Source organism: Burkholderia sp. BCC1993, assembly GCF_905339865.1.
Classification (GTDB): domain Bacteria; phylum Pseudomonadota; class Gammaproteobacteria; order Burkholderiales; family Burkholderiaceae; genus Burkholderia.
This window is the reverse complement of the sequence record NZ_CAJPGZ010000021.1, coordinates 136,550-152,832: the sequence shown is the minus strand read 5'-3', so window position 1 is coordinate 152,832 and position 16,283 is coordinate 136,550. Positions and strand designations below refer to the sequence as shown.

At 68.7% G+C, this 16,283-nt stretch carries 16 protein-coding genes; 1 reads left to right on the top strand and 15 read right to left on the bottom strand.

What is annotated here, in order from left to right; all coding sequences use genetic code 11:
• Positions 1-69 precede the first annotated feature (69 nt).
• The 5 genes from U4Y91_RS30915 to U4Y91_RS30895 form a co-directional block, all read right to left on the bottom strand.
• Entirely contained in the window at positions 70-963 is an 894-nt protein-coding gene (locus U4Y91_RS30915) for a LysR family transcriptional regulator (RefSeq protein WP_321808239.1), read from the bottom strand.
• Between the two features lie 120 nt (positions 964-1,083).
• The gene (locus U4Y91_RS30910; RefSeq protein WP_321808238.1) at positions 1,084-1,911 is read right to left on the bottom strand and encodes an alpha/beta hydrolase; all 828 of its coding nucleotides are present in this window, start codon (positions 1,909-1,911) and stop codon (positions 1,084-1,086) included.
• A 296-nt stretch (positions 1,912-2,207) separates the two neighbouring features.
• Positions 2,208-2,591, bottom strand: coding sequence for a VOC family protein (locus tag U4Y91_RS30905; protein WP_044843522.1), 384 nt, complete (start codon positions 2,589-2,591; stop codon positions 2,208-2,210).
• 15 nt (positions 2,592-2,606) lie between these two features.
• Positions 2,607-3,572 carry a hydroxymethylglutaryl-CoA lyase gene (locus U4Y91_RS30900; protein ID WP_321808237.1) on the bottom strand — a complete coding sequence of 322 codons (966 nt, stop codon included), beginning with the start codon at positions 3,570-3,572 and terminating at the stop codon, positions 2,607-2,609.
• Between the two features lie 29 nt (positions 3,573-3,601).
• Positions 3,602-4,792 carry a CoA transferase gene (locus U4Y91_RS30895; protein WP_321808236.1) on the bottom strand — a complete coding sequence of 397 codons (1,191 nt, stop codon included), beginning with the start codon at positions 4,790-4,792 and terminating at the stop codon, positions 3,602-3,604.
• A gap of 376 nt (positions 4,793-5,168) precedes the next feature.
• On the opposite strand from U4Y91_RS30895, the gene U4Y91_RS30890 reads away from it, so the two are divergent.
• Positions 5,169-6,134 (top strand): D-2-hydroxyacid dehydrogenase, encoded by a 966-nt coding sequence (locus U4Y91_RS30890; protein WP_321808235.1) that lies wholly within the window; start codon positions 5,169-5,171, stop codon positions 6,132-6,134.
• Positions 6,135-6,478: 344 nt separating this feature from the next.
• Here U4Y91_RS30890 and U4Y91_RS30885 read toward each other — a convergent pair whose 3' ends face one another.
• From U4Y91_RS30885 to U4Y91_RS30840, 10 genes are all read right to left on the bottom strand, one after another.
• Positions 6,479-6,691, bottom strand: a complete 213-nt coding sequence (locus U4Y91_RS30885; protein ID WP_044843526.1) for a hypothetical protein — start codon at positions 6,689-6,691, stop codon at positions 6,479-6,481.
• 287 nt (positions 6,692-6,978) lie between these two features.
• Positions 6,979-7,416, bottom strand: coding sequence for a hypothetical protein (locus tag U4Y91_RS30880; protein ID WP_124485474.1), 438 nt, complete (start codon positions 7,414-7,416; stop codon positions 6,979-6,981).
• 228 nt (positions 7,417-7,644) lie between these two features.
• Complete coding sequence (locus tag U4Y91_RS30875; protein ID WP_321808234.1) at positions 7,645-8,568, bottom strand: ABC transporter permease; 924 nt, start codon at positions 8,566-8,568, stop codon at positions 7,645-7,647.
• Positions 8,568-9,440 (bottom strand): sugar ABC transporter permease, encoded by an 873-nt coding sequence (locus tag U4Y91_RS30870; RefSeq protein ID WP_321808233.1) that lies wholly within the window; start codon positions 9,438-9,440, stop codon positions 8,568-8,570. The genes U4Y91_RS30875 and U4Y91_RS30870 overlap by 1 nt, the downstream gene beginning before the upstream one ends.
• A gap of 145 nt (positions 9,441-9,585) precedes the next feature.
• Positions 9,586-10,665, bottom strand: coding sequence for an ABC transporter ATP-binding protein (locus tag U4Y91_RS30865; protein WP_321808232.1), 1,080 nt, complete (start codon positions 10,663-10,665; stop codon positions 9,586-9,588).
• A 49-nt stretch (positions 10,666-10,714) separates the two neighbouring features.
• Positions 10,715-11,881: an ABC transporter substrate-binding protein gene (locus U4Y91_RS30860; protein WP_321808231.1), complete on the bottom strand. Its 1,167-nt coding sequence runs from the start codon at positions 11,879-11,881 to the stop codon at positions 10,715-10,717.
• 279 nt (positions 11,882-12,160) lie between these two features.
• Positions 12,161-12,736: an RBBP9/YdeN family alpha/beta hydrolase gene (locus tag U4Y91_RS30855; RefSeq protein WP_321808230.1), complete on the bottom strand. Its 576-nt coding sequence runs from the start codon at positions 12,734-12,736 to the stop codon at positions 12,161-12,163.
• 22 nt (positions 12,737-12,758) lie between these two features.
• The gene (locus U4Y91_RS30850; RefSeq protein ID WP_321808229.1) at positions 12,759-14,087 is read right to left on the bottom strand and encodes an MFS transporter; all 1,329 of its coding nucleotides are present in this window, start codon (positions 14,085-14,087) and stop codon (positions 12,759-12,761) included.
• A 164-nt stretch (positions 14,088-14,251) separates the two neighbouring features.
• Positions 14,252-15,307 carry a 3-keto-5-aminohexanoate cleavage protein gene (locus U4Y91_RS30845; protein ID WP_321808228.1) on the bottom strand — a complete coding sequence of 352 codons (1,056 nt, stop codon included), beginning with the start codon at positions 15,305-15,307 and terminating at the stop codon, positions 14,252-14,254.
• A gap of 120 nt (positions 15,308-15,427) precedes the next feature.
• Complete coding sequence (locus U4Y91_RS30840) at positions 15,428-16,276, bottom strand: TauD/TfdA dioxygenase family protein (protein WP_321808227.1); 849 nt, start codon at positions 16,274-16,276, stop codon at positions 15,428-15,430.
• Positions 16,277-16,283: the final 7 nt, after the last annotated feature.

Sequence of the window (16,283 nt, the reverse complement as noted above, 5' to 3'; positions counted from 1 at the left end):
ATGCGTGCCCCGTGCGTCGCGCCTGGCGCGCGTTGAACGCAGGTCGCGCATTCAGCGCATTCCTCGCATTCAGCGCGCCGACATGAAATCGAACAGCTTCGCGATGTCCGTGGTCAGCACGGTGCCGGCCTTCACGCCGACCCACAGCGTGCGCGTCGCCCACGCGTCGTCGAGCGTCACGACGCCGAGCCGCGCCGCGCGCTCGCCCGTCACAGCATCGCGCGGCAGCACGCCGATCCCGAGCCCGGCCTCGATCATCCGGCTCACGCCATCGAAATTCGATACCTGGATGCGCAGCTTCAGCGAGCGCTCGGCCGCGAATGCGGCGTCGGTCATCCGTGCGAGCAGCGAACTGCCGTCGCTCAGGCCGACGTAGTCTTCATCGAGCGTATCCGCGAAGCGGATGCTGGCGTGCGCGGCGAAGCGATGCCCGCGCGGCACGAGCAGCACGAGCTCGTCGCGCCGGTACAGCCGGCGTTCGATGCCGGGCGCCGGCACGTTGTCCGCGAACACGCCGAGATCGGCCTTGCCGGACGCGAGCGCATCGACGATCTCGTGACTCAGCCTTTCCTCGAGACTGACCTTGATGCCCGGGTTGTCGGTGAGGAACGCGGCGAGATCGGCCGGCAGGAACTGGACGATCGCCGACGTATTGGTCCACACGTGAATGTGGCCGCGCACACCGGCGACGTAATCGCTCATCTCGTGCGCCATCCGGTTGACCTGCTCGATCACCTTCGCCGCATGGTCGAGCAGCGCGCGGCCCGCGGGCGTCAGCTCGACGCCGCGCGCATGCCGCACGAACAGCGCGCTGCCGGTCACGCTCTCGAGTTCGGCGATCCGCTTGCTGACCGCGGACAACGTGAGCTGGCCGTGTTCGGCCGCCTTGGTCAGGCTGCCGTGCTCGGCGACGAGCGCGAACACGCGCAGCGACTGCAGATCGAAATGAAGCGGGTTCACCATGACGAGGATCCTGGGGTGTGTCGTGCGGCGCGCGCGAACGGCGCCCGACCGGCCTGATGCCGATCATACGCCCGGCCGTGCACGCAGCGAAATCGTGCGAAACGACGCAGGACGGCGCACTCAGCGCGGCGCGATCGCCTGCAGTGCGGCGAGCATCGCGCTGTCCGGTCGCGCGAGATCGTCGAGTACCGTGAAGTGCTGCATGCCCGGCAGCCACGCGCGCGCAACCGGCTCGCCGGCCGCTTCGCATGCGTCCGCGTATTCATGTGCATGGCGCACAAGCTCCGGCAACTCGGCCGAGCCGACCGCGACGACGGTCGGCGCACCGGGTCCGACATGACGCAGCGGGCTGTAGGCGGCGATTTCCTGCGTGGTGAGTTGAAGCTTCTCGCCGAGCACGCACAGCGCGATCGGCTCGAGATCGACGAGCGGGCTGATCGCGAGCGCCGACACGACCGCCGGATGCGCGCGATGCACGGCCGTCAGGTGGCCGCCGGCCGAGTGCCCGCTCAGGTGGATCGGGCGTCCAGCGGTGCCGATGCCATCGGGATCGGCCGCGAGATGATCGAGCAACGCGCCGATCTCGCCGACGATGTCGGTCATCGAGGCAGCCGGCGCGAGCGTGTATTCGACGAGCACGACGTCGAACCCGCGTGCGAGCGGCCCGGCGGCCGCATACGCGAAATCCTCCTTCGCGCAATGCTGCCAGTAGCCGCCGTGAATGAACACGAACAGCGGCGCGTCGGCCCGGCCGCAGCGCAGCCAGTCGAAGCGCTGCGCGGGGCGCGGGCCGTAACGCAGGTCGCGCTGCGCGGGCGTCGCGGCGTAAAGCGCGGCACTGCGCGCCTGGCAGGACGCGAGTACCGCGGGGAAGTCGGGAATGGCCTTCGTGTTCAGGTAGGCGGCGTCGAGCGCCGCGCGGTCCATGCCGCGATAGAGGATCGTCATTCGGAATGTGCGTGGGTCGGATTGCGAATCCGCGGGACACGCGTGGTGCCCGCTGCGAAGGCGGCGGACAGACCGGCGCCGATGCACGCCATTATCCGCAGTGCAACGCAGCCCGCCTATCCGGAATCGGCGGGTGCGGTACGCGCCTGTCCGCTTTCGGCGGAGGATTGCTGCGTGGCGGGCGTATCGCGCCGGCGCATGCGCGAATCGGCAGAACCGATGCGACGCTGCGCCAACGCCGCACGACCGGTCGGCATGACCGCCGCGCGCGCCCGTGCAATTCAATTCAACGCAACTCAGATCAACTCGGAGATCTCGATCAGGTTCAGGTCCGGGTCGCGCACGTACACCGACCGGATCTTTTGCGTCGCACCGGTGCGCTCGACGGGCCCTTCGACGATAGGCCATTCGACGCGGTGCAGATGCGCGATCACGTCGTCGAGCGGCACCGACGCGATGAAGCACAGGTCGAGCGCGCCGGGCACCGGCACGTGCGCCTTCGGCTCGAACTCCGCGCCGCGCACGTGCAGGTTGATCTTCTGGTTGCCGAAGCGAAACGCGAGCCGGCCCGCGCCGAAGGTTTCGAGCTGCATCTGCAGCACTTCGGTATAGAAGTGCTTCGTCCGCTCCGGATCGACGCAGGTCAGCACGAGGTGGTCGAGGTGGTCAATCAGTGCCATGTGATTCGCTCCTGTTCACGAGAAAGCCCGTTGCGCCGGCATGTGGCCGGCTTCGGCGCGCGGCGGCGGATGAAGGTCCGAGCGGCGCCCGGCCTTCAGGATCTGGCTCGGCACGTCGTGCCAGATCAGCGCGGGCAGCCGCGCGGCCGCGGCGAGCACGCCCGCGAGGTCGACGCCCGTATCGTAGCCGTCGAGCGCGAGCATGTGCACGAGCTCCTCGGTGCACGCGTTGCCGGTCGCGCCCGGCGCGTACGGGCAGCCGCCGAGCCCGCCGAGCGACGCGTCGAAGCGGTCGATGCCGGCGTCGAGCGCGGCGAGCGTGTTCGCGAGCGCCATCCCGCGCGTGTTGTGAAAGTGCAGCGTGAGCTGCAGCGCACCGAAGCGTTCGCGCGCGCGTTCGGCCAGGTCGCGTACCTGGGACGGATACGCCATCCCGGTCGTGTCGCACAGCGTGAAGCCGTGCACGCCGAGATCCGCGAAGCGCTGCATCCACGCAAGTACGGTTTCCGCGCGCACGTCGCCTTCCATCGGGCAGCCCATCGCGGTCGACAGCGACACGTTGATCGCGACACCCGTGCCGCGCACCGTGTCGATCACGTCGCGCAGTTGGGCGAACGACTGCTCGCGGGTCATCCGCAGGTTCGTGCGGTTGTGGCTCTCGCTCGTCGACATCACGAGGTTCACCTCGTCGACGCCGCACGACAGCGCGCGTTCCGCGCCGCGCACATTCGGCACGAGCACCGTATAGACGACGCCCGGCGCGCGCACGATGCCGTGCATCACGGCCTCCGCGTCGCGCAGCGCGGGGATCGCCTTCGGCGACGTGAACGACGTGACCTCGATCTTCGCGTAGCCGCACGCGCTCAACGCGTCGACGAGCGTGATCTTGTCGTCGGTGTCGACGAACGCCGCTTCATTCTGGAAACCGTCGCGTGTCGCGACTTCGTGAATATAAAGTCGTTGGGGATGGGGCTGGTTCATGTCGTCGTCCCGGTGGCTGGTTGGTTGCTTCAGATCACGCTGCGCGCGCGCCAGTCGTCGCGCGTCGCGGCATCGATGCCGATCGATTCGAGTACCGCGTCGGTATCGGCGCCGAGCGCGGGCGCCGGACGCTCGATGCATCCCGGCGTCGCGCCGAGTTTCGGCACGATGCCCGGCACGAGCACGGGCGTGCCGTCGGGCAGCGCGGCGTCGACGATCATGTCGCGTGCGCGGTAATGCGGATCGGCCGCGATGTCCGCGACGTCGTAGATGCGCCCGGACGGGATGCGTGCGTCGTGCAGTGCGGCCAGCACGTCGTCGAGATCGTGCCGCGCGCTCCATTCGCCGATCGCCGCGTCGATGCGCGCGACCTGCGCGACGCGCCCGTCGTTGTGCGCGAGCGCGGGATCGTCGCCGAGATCGGGGCGCCCGATCAACGCCATCAGGCGCCGGAAGATGCTGTCGCCGTTGCCGGCGATCAGCGCGTACCTGCCGTCGCGGCAGCGATACGCGTTGGTCGGCGCGATGCCCGGCAGGCTGCTGCCGGCCGGCTCGCGCACCGCGCCGAACGCCGAGTATTCGGGCAGCAGGCTTTCCATCATGTTGAAGACGGATTCGTACAGCGCGACGTCGACGACCTGCCCCTTGCCGCCCTGCTGTTCGCGATGGCGCAGCGCGAGCAGGATGCCGATCACGCCATGCAGCGCCGACAGCGAATCGCCGAGCGACACGCCGACGCGCACCGGCGTGCGGCCCGGCTCGCCGGTCAGGTGGCGCAGGCCGCCCATCGCTTCGGCGATCACGCCGAAGCCGGGCCGGTCGCGATACGGGCCGGTCTGGCCGAAGCCCGATACGCGCAGCATCACGAGTCCCGGATTGATCGCGGACAGCGTCTCCCAGTCGAGCCCCCAGCCTTCGAGCGTGCCGGGCCGGAAGTTCTCGATCAGCACGTCGGTCCCGGCGACGAGGCGGCGCACGACGTCCTGCCCTTCGGGCGTGCGCAGGTCGAGCGCGAGCGAGCGCTTGTTGCGCGACTGCGCGGCCCACCAGACCGACGTGCCGTCGTGCAGCAGCCGCCATTTGCGCAGCGGGTCGCCGACGCCGGGCGGCTCCACCTTGATCACGTCCGCGCCGAATTCGGCGAGCATCCGGCCCGCGAACGGCCCGGCGATCAGTTGGCCGAGTTCCAGCACGCGGATACCGTCCAGGGGGCGCGTCATGACTGTCTCCTGAAAATCGTGTTGTCGATGACGGCGATCATGACGGCGTTCGTATCCGGCGAAAATCGATCGATGCTCAACCAGCCTTTCCCGGACGGAAAGGGGCGCATGGCTCATTTCGCGGGCCAGCACGGCGGCTTCGTCGAGCGCCGCGCCCGCGTACGCCATCGCCTGCAGCAGCACGACGGGGCGCCGCCACAGCGGCCCGCGCGACGGAACAGTGAACCGGCAAGGCGTCGGGCCGGCCGTGCACGGATGCCACCGACCTTTCCTCGCGGGAAAGCGCGCTCGCGCAATGCGCAAGCCCGATCGCGTGCGCCGTTGGCAGAATCGTTGCCGTTGCGCGCCCGCCGGGCGCCCGTCAGCGAGGCCCGCCATGTTTTCCAGTTCCTCTCCCGCGCAGATCGTGTTTCTCGACCGCGCGACGCTGTCGCCGCAGACCGTGCTGAAGCCGTTTCCGTTTCCGCACGCGCTCCGGACCTTCGAACGGACGGCCGCGGACGAAGTGGCCGCGCGTATCGGCGACGCGGACATCGTCGTGACCAACAAGGTCCGGCTTGACGCGACGGCGCTCGACCGTGCGCCGCACCTGAAAATGATCGCGATCGCCGCGACGGGTACCGACATCGTCGATCTCGATGCGTGCGCCGCGCGCGGCATCGTCGTCAGCAACATTCGCGGGTATGCGGTGCGCACGGTGCCCGAGCACACGTTCGCGCTGATCTTCGCGCTGCGGCGCAGCCTCGTCGCGTATCGCGACGCGGTGCGCGCGGGGCGCTGGCTCGAGAGCGGACAGTTCTGCTTCTTCGATCATCCGATCCGCGACCTGGCCGGCGCGACGCTCGGGATCGTCGGTGACGGCGTGCTCGGCCGTGCGGTGGCCGGCATCGCCCGCGCGCTCGGCATGCGCGTGCTGTTCGCCGCGCACGGCGATGCGCGGGGCGCCGGGCATGTGCCGCTCGACACGCTGCTGCACGACAGCGACGTGATCACGCTGCACTGCCCGCTCACGCCGGCGACCCGCGGTCTGATCAACGCGGCCGCGTTCGCGCGGATGGCGCGCCGGCCGCTGCTGATCAACACCGCACGCGGCGGGCTCGTGGATGAAGGCGCACTCGTCGACGCGCTGCAGTCGGGGCAGATTTCAGGCGCCGGCTTCGACGTGGTCACGCAGGAGCCGCTGCCGGCCGCGCATCCGTTCCACGCGATCCTGTCGCATCCGGCGTTCATCCTGACGCCGCATGTCGCGTGGGCGAGCGACGAAGCGATGCGGGCACTGGCCGACCAGCTCGTCGACAACGTTGCCGCGTTCGCGCGCGGCGAACCGCGGCACGTGGTGTGACGCCTGTCGCTGCGGACCGAACCTGCGGACCGCGCGAATTCGGGCCGTGCAATCAGGGCCGTGTAAATGGGGTGCGCAGATGGGCCGTGCAAATGGAGCGGCCCCGCTCGATCGCTCGAAGCGGGGCCGACGGAATGGGCGCTGCTTACGCCAGCGACTCGGCACGTTACGGGTTCGTGCATCCGCCCTATCTTGCGGCCGGTTTCTGAATTCCTGACGGGCTCTACTTCAAGGAATTCAGGCCGCCAAATCTGTAGGACGAGTCCGAAACTGATGAAATGGTGCCCAGGACGCCGTTCGTTGCCGCGCGCCGACCGGCGCGCGAGCCTCGACGCGAAGATCGATCAGTAAGCGGACATCTCGACGCAAGGATCGACCTTGGACGGCGAGCAGATGACCGAATACTTGGCGCTTTCGCGCATCAGCGCTTCGCCTTCGTGCAGCGCGATCTTGATCTCGGGGTGACGCTCGTACGCGAGGAATGCGGAGCAGAAGACCGCGGACATCACGACCAGGGAAAACACAAATTTTTCAAGGGATTGGAGACGTTCGGGCATGGTTCGACCTTTCTTCTAGGCCGTGATTATAGCTCGAATTAAGGGTTTTCCCTATATGTCGATCCGCATACCGAGGATGGGTTCGACCGATACCCGGTCGCGTTTGTGCCCTTTTTTGCCGCTAATCCGGGCTCAAGCGCGGGTCGAACAAGATGGGGCGCCGCCGCGGTCGCGGCGCCCGCCGGGCCGTTCGCGCAGTCCGCCAGCGGTCCGGTGGAGAACGCTACGGTCCCGCTCGCCGGGACCGTCCTCTGAAGAAAGCGCGACGAAGCCCGTCGCCGGCCGCGTCACTGCGGCGCCGATGCGCCGCTCGCCGCGTTGCCGGGCCACGCCTTGCCGATCCTGTCGATCAGCGATTTGGCGGCGCCGGTCGCGATGGCCGCGTCGACGCCCGAGGTCTGCCACGAACCGTCGGCGGCCTTGACGAAGGTCAGGTTCGCGCGCGACGGCGCGTAATCGTGGTTGCGCCACGTGACCACGACGTCGCACGTGTAGGTCCGTTCACCGACCTTCCTGCAGTCGCCGTCGGGTTTCGCGGAGATCACGTCGGCCGACACGGGAAGCGGCTGGCCGAACAGCGCATTCAGGCCGCCGTGGTTTTCCGCTTCGAGCGCGCGGCGCACCGCGGCATCAACGTCGCTCGATCCGGGGCCGTCGTGGAGCAGGTTGCAGGCGGCAAGCAGCGTGGCGGCACAGCCGAGCGTCAGCAGCGTGGGAAACTTCATGGAACTCCGCGAATCGGGTGAACGTCGGGCGGCATGCGGCGATGCGAGCGAACGTATCGCCGGGCCGGTACGCTGCGTAGTCTGCAACGTCCGTGCAGGGTTCGCGGTATCCATTTGTAACCAATTGCACGGATGGCGCGCGCAAGCATCGGCGCACCGCCTGCATCGCTGCGCCGCCGCTGTCCTTCGCGTTGAGTCGCGTTAACGCACGCCACCACACGTGGACGCCTACTGCCGCTCCTGCTTCACGCGACTCACGAGCTGCGTCGGGCTCACGAACTGCAGCGCGATCACGACCCACACGAGCGTGATGGCCATGTAGATCATCGCCATCGCGTCGATCGACTGCGGCGCGCGCACGCCGGTCGAGAACACCGCGTAATACAGCGCGACGACAAGCGTCTGCGTGCTCGGGCCCGCGGTGAAGAAGGTCAGCTCGAACATTCCGATCGTGCGCACCAGCACGAGCAACCCTGCCGCGAGCATGCCGGGCACCAGCAGCGGCAGCAGCACGTAGCGGAAATAGCGCCACGTGTTCGCGCCGAAGATGCGCGCGGCGGCCTCGAGGTTCGGATCGATCTGCTCGATGAACGGCGTCATCACGAGGATCACGAACGGCAGCGCCGGTACCAGGTTCGCGAGGATCACGCCCGGCAGCGTGCCCGCGAGCCCGACCTTGTACATCACGGTCGCCATCGGAATCCCGTACGTGACGGGCGGCACCATCAGCGGCAGCAGGAACACCAGCAGCGCGAAGCGCTTGCCGCGAAATTGCACGCGCGCGAGCGCATAGGCGGCCGGCACGCCGAGCGCGACCGACAGCAGCACCACCGCGCCGACCACTTCGACCGTCACCCACAGCACGCTCGCGAGCTGGAAGTCTTCCCACGCCTTCGCATACCAGTGCAGCGTGAAGCCCTGCGGCAGCGGTGTGCCGAACCAGCGCGTCGCGACCGAGTTCACCGCGACGGTCGCGATCAGCAGCATCACGTTCAGCAGGAAGAACGCCATCAGCCCCCACACGAGCGCCTGCCACGCGCGGCCGGCGAGGCTGCCGCGCAGCTTGCGCGGCTTCATCGCGTTGACGGGCTGCGCGCCGGGCGGGCTGTGCTTCGGCGGCCACGCCGGCGCGGCATGATTGTCGGTCGCCATCAGCCCTTGCCTCCCGTGACCGGTCCGGTATAGAAGAAGCGGCGCGCGCCGAGCATCGCCGCGACCACCAGCAGCTGCACGAAGCCCATCACGATCGCGATCGCCGACGCGAGCGAATAGTCGTAGCTCTCGAACGCGGCTTCGGCGGCCGCGATCGAGATCACTCGCGTCGGCCCGGCCGGCGCGCCGAGCAGCACGGCCGACGGGAACACCGAGAACGCCTGCACGAACGACAGGCACGCGGCCATCGTGAGCCCCGGCACGAGCAGCGGCAGGTAGATCCGCCGGAACTGCTGCCACGGGTTCGCGCCGAGCGTGGCCGCGGCGCGCGCGAGCGTCGGGTCGATGCCGCTGATGTACGACAGCATCAGCAGGAACGCGAACGGAAAGCCCGACACGATCAGCGACAGCAGCACGCCCCAGTAGTTGTGCGTGAGGCGCACCTCGTCGGTGTACAGGTGCAGCCCTTGCAGCGCCTGCGGGAACCAGCCGTTCGGGCCGAAGTACGTGAGCATCCCGTCGGCGACGAGCACCGTGCCGAGCGTGACGGGAATCACGAGCAGCGTCGTGACGAACTTCTGGTACGGCGAGTTGCGGCGCAGCGCGAACGCGACGGGCACCGCGATGCCGACGTTGATCAGCGTCGCCGGCACCGCGAGCTTCAGCGTGACGAGCACGGTCGGCCACATCGCGGTGTCGGTGAAGAACTGCACGTAGTTCGCGAGCACGCCGCCGCCGTTCGTCGGCTGGAACGACAGCACGAGGCCGTACGCGAACGGATAGATGAACAGCGCGACGATGAACGCGAGCGCGGGCGTGACGAGCCACGCCTTCGCGTCGCGCGGCGCGCCGCCAGTCGCGAGCGTGCTCATGCGGCCCTGCCTTTGCAAGTGCTGTTTCGACAGTGCCCGACAGAAGCATTCCGTTGCGCAAGAATGTGAGTCCGGCGGCGATCGGGGATGGTTTTCATGCTGGCCTCCCGGGCGCGCGCTGCCGCGCACGCGGCGCCGCGGCCGTTCATCGCGCGTCTCCTGCATAGACGAGCGTGCGCGCCGGGCTCACGCGCAGCCGCAGCCGTTCGCCCTCCGCGAATTCGCCGGCGACGCGCGCCCAGATCGGGCCGAACGGCGTGAGCGCGCGAATGAGCGAGTCGCGGCCGCCGTATTCGACCGTTTCGACGGTCGCGTCGAAGGCGTTGTCGGCCCCTGCTTCCGCGCGCTCGATGTCGTCGGGGCGCAGCGCGACCACGACGTCCTTGCCGTCGAAGCCCGCCATCGGCACGCCGGTGATGCGCACACCCGCGGCGGCGACGTTCACGTAATCGCCGGCCATGCCTTCGAGCGTGAACGGCAGCACGTTGCGATAGCCCATGAAGCGCGCGACGTGCAGGTTGTGCGGGCGCGTGTACACGTCCTTCGGCGACGCGACCTGCTGCACGACGCCCTCCTTCATCACGACGATCCGGTCGGCCATCGACAGCGCCTCGTCCTGGTCGTGCGTCACGTAGATCGTCGCGCGTTCGAGTTGCGTGTGGATGCGGCGGATCTCGGCGCGCATCTCGATGCGCAGCTTCGTGTCGAGGTTCGACAGCGGCTCGTCCATCAGCACCAGCGGCGGCTCGATGACGATCGCGCGCGCGATCGCGACGCGCTGCTGCTGCCCGCCCGACAGCTGCCCGGGCAGCTTGCCCTCGTGGCCGACGAGTTGCACGAGTTCGAGCGCCTGCTGCGCGCGCCGCCGCGTTTCCTGCTTCGGCACGCCGCGCATCTTCAGCCCGAAGCCGACGTTCTCGAGCACCGACATGTGCGGAAACAGCGCGTAGTTCTGGAACACCATGCCGAAGCCGCGGCGCTCGGGCGGCAGCACGTCGATGCGCGTGTCGTCGAGCCAGATGCCGCCGCTCGTGAGCGGCTGCAGCCCGGCGATGCAGTTCAGCGCGGTCGACTTGCCGCAGCCCGACGGACCGAGCAGCGCGATGAACTCGCCGCGCCGGATGTCGAGATCGAGCCCGCTCAGTGCGGCGACCTGCGCGCCCTCCGCATTGGTGAAGCTGCGGCACACGCCGTCGAGCCGCAACCGTTCGAAACTGTGCTTCATTACGCGAACTCCGTCGGCGCGGGCGCCGCGGCGCCCGCGGGTTCATCCGTCATTTCGACTTCTGCGACCCGATCTCGCGGTCCCACTTCTGGAACGCGGCGACCATCGCCTGCGCGTTGAGCGGCTGCACGTGCGGACGCTCCGCGAGCAGCTTCGCGTACTCGGGGCGGCCGAACTTCCTGATCACTTCCTGGCTGTGCGCGGGCGCCATCTCGAGCGTCACGCCCTTCACCGCCGGGCCCGGATAGAAGTAGCCGTCGTCGTAGGTCATCGCCTGCTGCGCCGGTTCGAGCAGGAAGTTCATCAGCTTGAACAGCACGTCGAGCTTGTCCTTCGCCACGCCCTTCGGAATCACCATGTAGTGCGCGTCGTTGACCCACGTCATGTTGTCGAACGCCTGGATCCGGAACTCGGCCGGCACGATGCCGAGCGCGCGCGGGTTGAGGTCCCAGCCGGTGACGGTCACGGTCATGTCGCGCGTGCCTTCGCCGAGCTCCTTCATCACCGCCGACGTGCCGCCCGGGTAGTACGGCACGCAGTCGTTGAGCTGCTTCAGGAACGCCCAGGTCTTGTCCCAGCCGTTGATCGGATCCTGCGGGTTCTTGTCGCCGAGCACGTACGGCAGCCCCATCAGGAACGTGCGGCCGGGGCCCGAGTTCGCCGGGCGCGCGTAGATCAGCTTGTTCGGATGCGCCTTGCACCACGCGAGCAGCTGTTCGGGCGTCTTCGGCGGGTCGCTGACCTTCGCCGGGTTGTATTCGAGCAGCGGGCCGGCCGGCATGTAGGTCACTTCGAGGCCGAAGCCCTGCGCGACATCCTGCATCTTGCGCGGGCCGGGCGCGTACCGGTCGAGCACGCCGGGGAACGCGCCAGCGTTGTCGGGCAGCAGCTTCAGCCACAGGTTCTGCTCGATGCCGGCGGCCAGCGCGTCGGTGCCGGTCAGCACGAGATCGATGTCGGCGCGCCCCACCGCCTGCATCGCCTTGATCTTGCCCGGCAGCTGCGGCGCGGGCGCGTTCGTGAACGTGACGTTCGCGACGAGATTCGGGTTCTTCTCCTTGAACGCCTCGATGGCCTTCTGCGTGAGCTGCAGGTTGCCCGCGACGTCGACGACGTTCAGCGATACGGGTGCGGCAACGGCTGCCGCGGCCGACAGCGTGAAACCCAGGGCGAGTGCGATCCGGCGGACACGGCGAGCGATCGGGGTGGCGTTCATGTCTCCTCACTTCGGTCGGTGGATGGGACCTTTCTTTTCAGGAAATCATGACGGTGTTATACGATGTCGGTCAACAAAAAACCGACTGGCGCGGGGCGGGAATTTCCCTAACAGAAACCTTCCGTTTGCCGAGGATTTGCTGATTGAAGGATTTCGTGGCGCGACATGGCGACGGACACGCGGCGTGTTAGGACGTCGTATATCAATGGGCGCTCAAATGGAATCGGTTCACATGGACGCGCCGGCAGGGAATCGTGCGCGGCGCGTTGCCGATGGCGCTCAGGCCGCACCGAGCGCGATCACCTCCCCGATCAGCCGCTCCGCATCCCGCCACTCGCCGTACCCGGACGCCGGATTAAGGTGCCCCACCTCGCCGAGATCGACGAGCTTGCTGCCCCACCCTGCCGCCAGCACTTCGACGCGTTCGAAGCGCGCGAGCGGATCGTTGCGGCTCGCGGCGACGAGGCTCGGAAACGGCAGCCGCCCGGTCGGTACCGGCGTCCAGCCATTCGCGGCGATCGCTTCCGGCGCCGGATAACCAGCTGGCATCGGCGTATCGAGATCGGCCGGCGCCGCGAGCAGCGCGCCGTGGATCTTGCGCGTGGCCTGCCGTGCCCAGTGCACCGTAATCATCACCCCCGCGCTGTGCGCGACCAGAATCACGGGGCCGTCGATCGCGGCCAGCGCCGCATCGAGCGCCGCGACGCGCGCCGCGCGGCTCAGCTTGTCGGCTTCGAGCGGCGCGACGGACCGTGCGTTCGGCAGGCGTCGTTGCAGATGTGTTTGCCAATGGTCTTCGACGTGATCGCGCAAGCCGGGCACGATCAGGATGGTGGGCGCGGTCGCCAGGGTCATGCAGCCTCCGGGAGGGTTCGGTTCAGGAAAGGTGGGACGCGCGCCGTTCGCGTTCGACGCGCGCGAGATCGGCCGCGTAGCTCACGCGTCCGAGCGCGAACAGCACGGCGGCCGCGAACGGTACGACGGGAATCCATTGCAGTGCGCCGACGAGGCCGGCGCGATCGGCGACCCACCCCGTCAGCAGCGGGCCCGGCGCCATGCCGAGCAGGTTGTTGGCGAGCGTGAGCGTCGCGAACGCCGATGCGTGGATCGCGGCGGGCGTCAGGTTCGCGACCATCGCGCCCGATGCGCCGGACGCGCCCGCACCGACCAGCATGCCCGCGCAGATCAGCGCGAGTTGCAGCGGCCCGGGCGGCAGCCGGAACGCGATCGCGAGGCACACGCCGGTCAGCACGCAATACGCGATCGCGGTCAGCCACTTGCGCTTGCCGTCGGTCTTGCCGACACGGTCGGTGACGATCCCGCAGCCGACCATCCCGACGCCCGACAGCAGCACGAAGCCGGCCGCGAGCACCGCGGCGCGGTCCGGCGCCATCGCGTAATAACGGTTCAGGTAGCTCGGCAGCCACGCGAACAGCGCGCCGGGCACGAACAGGTGCAGCCCGCTGCCGACATACGCGCAGATCACCGAGCGCGATGCAAACAGCCCCGACATCAGCGCGTGCACACTGCCGCGCAGGTCGCGCGGCGCATCGGCATGGGGCCGGCACGGTTCGATGCGGCAGGCCGCGAGCCGCCGTTCGGTGACCACGCCGCGGTACGCGACGAGCAGCACGATGCCGAGCGCAGCCATCACGCCGAACGACCAGCGCCAGCCGAGATGCGCGCCGACGAGGCCGCCGAGCGCCATCCCGAACACGGAGCCGAACGCGCCGCCGGCCATGAACGCACCGGTCAGCGTCGCGCGCAGCCGGGCCGGAAAGATGCTGAGGATCAGCGCGACGCCGACGCTGCCGTACGCGGCTTCGCCGAGCCCGACGAGGCCGCGCGACACGAGCATTTCGGCGTAGTTGGTCGACAGCGCGCAGCCGAGTGTCGCGACGCTCCACAGCGCGGCCATCAGCACGATGCTGCGCACGCGGCCGAAGCGGTCCGCGAGCACCGACAGCGGAAACGTCAGCAGGCCGACCAGCAGCGCGACGACGCCGGACAGCGAGCCCAGCTGCGTGTCCGACAGTCCCCACGCGTGCTTGAGCAGCGGAAACACGGCATTGAGCACCTGCCGCGACATGTAGTCCGACAGCAGCAGGCCGACGGTCAGCCCGAACACGAGCCAGGCATAGGCCGGCGCGCGCCGCCCGGTGGCCGCCACGTCCTGCAGCGACGGCTCGACGTGATGAATCAGCATGCGTGTCTCCTCCGGCACCGGTGCGGCAACGCGCCGGCGCGGCTTGCGCGGCCCCGCTCCGTTCGTCGGAGCTTGCCTCGCGCACGGCGCGAGGGTGGGTGCCGCGCCACATCGATCGGCGGGCGGCGCTCGCGGGCCGCCCGGTTGCACGGTTGCCCGGTGCGTCAGGCCGCGCGCAGCGGCACGCTCAGCTGGCCCGGCCGGCGGTTCGGTGCCATCCCGAGCTGCGCGAGCGTCTCGTCGACGCCGTCGTACTGCACGCCGATCCGGTAGATCGCCTTCGCCTCCTTGCCGGTGGCGATCTCGCGCCCGAGTTCGCGCGCGATCCGCGCGCACTGCTCGACCTGCTGCACCGACGTCATCCGGTTGCCCTTCTGGTCGATGATCGTGTCCTCGATCCCGCAGCGCGGATGCAGGCCCAGCGCCATCGCGACCGTGTTGATCGGCAGCACGTTCTTCATCAGCGATTCGAGCGTGATGCACGCGCCGTCCGGGCAGCGCCGCACGAATTCCATGAAGTTGTACGGATTCGGGCCGTCGAAGCCGCCGCCGATGCCGACCCACGTGACGTTCAGCGGCCCGCGATAGACGCCGCGGCGGATGATCCGCTCGAGCGTCTCGAGCGCGTGCATGCCGGTGAGCTGGAAATGCGGCTGGATGCCGGCCGCCTGCAGCCGGCGCAGGTGCTCGTCGACCCAGCCGGGGCCGGCCGGCACGGTCATCTCGCGGTACGCGTCCCACAGTGCGGCGTCGTTCAGCGAGGTGCCGGCGATGTCCTTGCGGTTCATCAGCTCGGTGATGTTCATCTGCACGGTGTTGATCGCGACCGTCACCTGGTCGGGCTTCGGCGTCAGCTCGGCGAGCATGTGGCGCGTGTCGTCGGACAGCCATTTCGCCTCGGCGCCGTCGCCTTCCGGCGCGAACGAGATCGAGCCGCCGACCTGCAGGATCATGTCGGGCACCGCCTCGCGCAGCCGGCCGAGCAACTCGTTGAATTTCGACAGCCGCTTGCTGCCCTTGCCGTCGAGCTCGCGCACGTGCAGGTGCAGCACCGTCGCGCCCGCGTTGTAGCAGTCGACGGCCTTCTGCACGTGCTCGTCCATCGTCACCGGAATGTCTTCCGGAAAATCGGCGGGCATCCATTCTGGGCCGTACGGCGCGACCGTGATGACTACCTTGTCCTGGTTTTCCGGGTGCAGCGAATCGTCGAGAAATTGCATGTCGTCCTCCAGTGGGAATCGTTGTGTTCGGGGCGTACGGGCGTGCGTATCCCGCCGTGCCGGGCGGCGGGCCCGGCGCGTCGTGTACAGGGTTGCGAGTCGGTTAAGGTGCGGGCGCGCTCAGAACGGCACGTCGCCGACGATGCCCGCGCGCTCCATCCTGCGCACGCACGGCGGGTAGTCCATCACCGCGTAATGCTGGGTGCTGCGGTTGTCCCAGATCGCGACGCTGTTCTTCTTCCAGCGCCAGCGCACCTGGTATTCGGGGATGTAAGCCTGGCTGATCAGGTACTGCAGCAGCTGGCCGGCGCCCGGATTCGCGTCCTGCCCGACGCGCACGCGCGCGGGAGTATGGAAGTTCGTGAAATGCGTGGTGAACGCGTTCACGTACAGCACCTTCTCGCCGGTTTCGGGATGCGTGCGCACGACCGGATGCTCGGCGTCCGGGTATTGCGCCTTCAGCGCGAGGCGCCGGTCGATCGGCATCGCCGCGCCGAAGCTCGCCTCGATGCTGTGACGCGCGCGCAAGTCTTCGATCTGCTGCTTCACGTGTTCCGGCAGGTGCGCGTACGCGAGCACCATGTTCGCCCACATCGTGTCGCCGCCAACCGGCGGACCGTCGATGCAGCGCAGCACGCAGCCGAACGGCGGCGCCACGCGCCAGCTCGCATCGCTGTGCCACGCATTCTCGTAGCGGTCGTTCGGTTGGTCGGGCGACTTGTAGATCCGCACGAGCCCCGGGTGCTCGGGGTCGCTGCCGGCGACCGGATGATCCTCGAGCTCGCCGAAGCGGCGCGCGAACGCGACGTGCTCGGCACGCGTGATGTCCTGGTCGCGCAGGAACAGCACGCGATGGCGCAGCAGCTGCGTGCGGATTTCGGCGAACAGGCCGTCGTCGTGCACGGCGTCGGCGAGGCTCACGTCCAGCAGCTCCGCGCCGATCGCACAGGTCAGGGGTTCGACTCGCATGCGCGTC

What these genes read in the sequence shown, in the direction of transcription:
- U4Y91_RS30900 (WP_321808237.1), bottom strand. Translation starts at nt 3,572, where the DNA reads ATGAACCAGCCCCATCCCCAACGACTTTATATTCACGAAGTCGCGACA.
- U4Y91_RS30895 (WP_321808236.1), bottom strand. Translation starts at nt 4,792, where the DNA reads ATGACGCGCCCCCTGGACGGTATCCGCGTGCTGGAACTCGGCCAACTG.
- U4Y91_RS30855 (WP_321808230.1), bottom strand. Translation starts at nt 12,736, where the DNA reads ATGACCCTGGCGACCGCGCCCACCATCCTGATCGTGCCCGGCTTGCGC.
- U4Y91_RS30910 (WP_321808238.1), bottom strand. Translation starts at nt 1,911, where the DNA reads ATGACGATCCTCTATCGCGGCATGGACCGCGCGGCGCTCGACGCCGCC.
- U4Y91_RS30880 (WP_124485474.1), bottom strand. Translation starts at nt 7,416, where the DNA reads ATGAAGTTTCCCACGCTGCTGACGCTCGGCTGTGCCGCCACGCTGCTT.
- U4Y91_RS30865 (WP_321808232.1), bottom strand. Translation starts at nt 10,665, where the DNA reads ATGAAGCACAGTTTCGAACGGTTGCGGCTCGACGGCGTGTGCCGCAGC.
- U4Y91_RS30870 (WP_321808233.1), bottom strand. Translation starts at nt 9,440, where the DNA reads ATGAGCACGCTCGCGACTGGCGGCGCGCCGCGCGACGCGAAGGCGTGG.
- U4Y91_RS30890 (WP_321808235.1), top strand. Translation starts at nt 5,169, where the DNA reads ATGTTTTCCAGTTCCTCTCCCGCGCAGATCGTGTTTCTCGACCGCGCG.
- U4Y91_RS30850 (WP_321808229.1), bottom strand. Translation starts at nt 14,087, where the DNA reads ATGCTGATTCATCACGTCGAGCCGTCGCTGCAGGACGTGGCGGCCACC.
- U4Y91_RS30905 (WP_044843522.1), bottom strand. Translation starts at nt 2,591, where the DNA reads ATGGCACTGATTGACCACCTCGACCACCTCGTGCTGACCTGCGTCGAT.
- U4Y91_RS30845 (WP_321808228.1), bottom strand. Translation starts at nt 15,307, where the DNA reads ATGCAATTTCTCGACGATTCGCTGCACCCGGAAAACCAGGACAAGGTA.
- U4Y91_RS30860 (WP_321808231.1), bottom strand. Translation starts at nt 11,881, where the DNA reads ATGAACGCCACCCCGATCGCTCGCCGTGTCCGCCGGATCGCACTCGCC.
- U4Y91_RS30915 (WP_321808239.1), bottom strand. Translation starts at nt 963, where the DNA reads ATGGTGAACCCGCTTCATTTCGATCTGCAGTCGCTGCGCGTGTTCGCG.
- U4Y91_RS30840 (WP_321808227.1), bottom strand. Translation starts at nt 16,276, where the DNA reads ATGCGAGTCGAACCCCTGACCTGTGCGATCGGCGCGGAGCTGCTGGAC.
- U4Y91_RS30885 (WP_044843526.1), bottom strand. Translation starts at nt 6,691, where the DNA reads ATGCCCGAACGTCTCCAATCCCTTGAAAAATTTGTGTTTTCCCTGGTC.
- U4Y91_RS30875 (WP_321808234.1), bottom strand. Translation starts at nt 8,568, where the DNA reads ATGGCGACCGACAATCATGCCGCGCCGGCGTGGCCGCCGAAGCACAGC.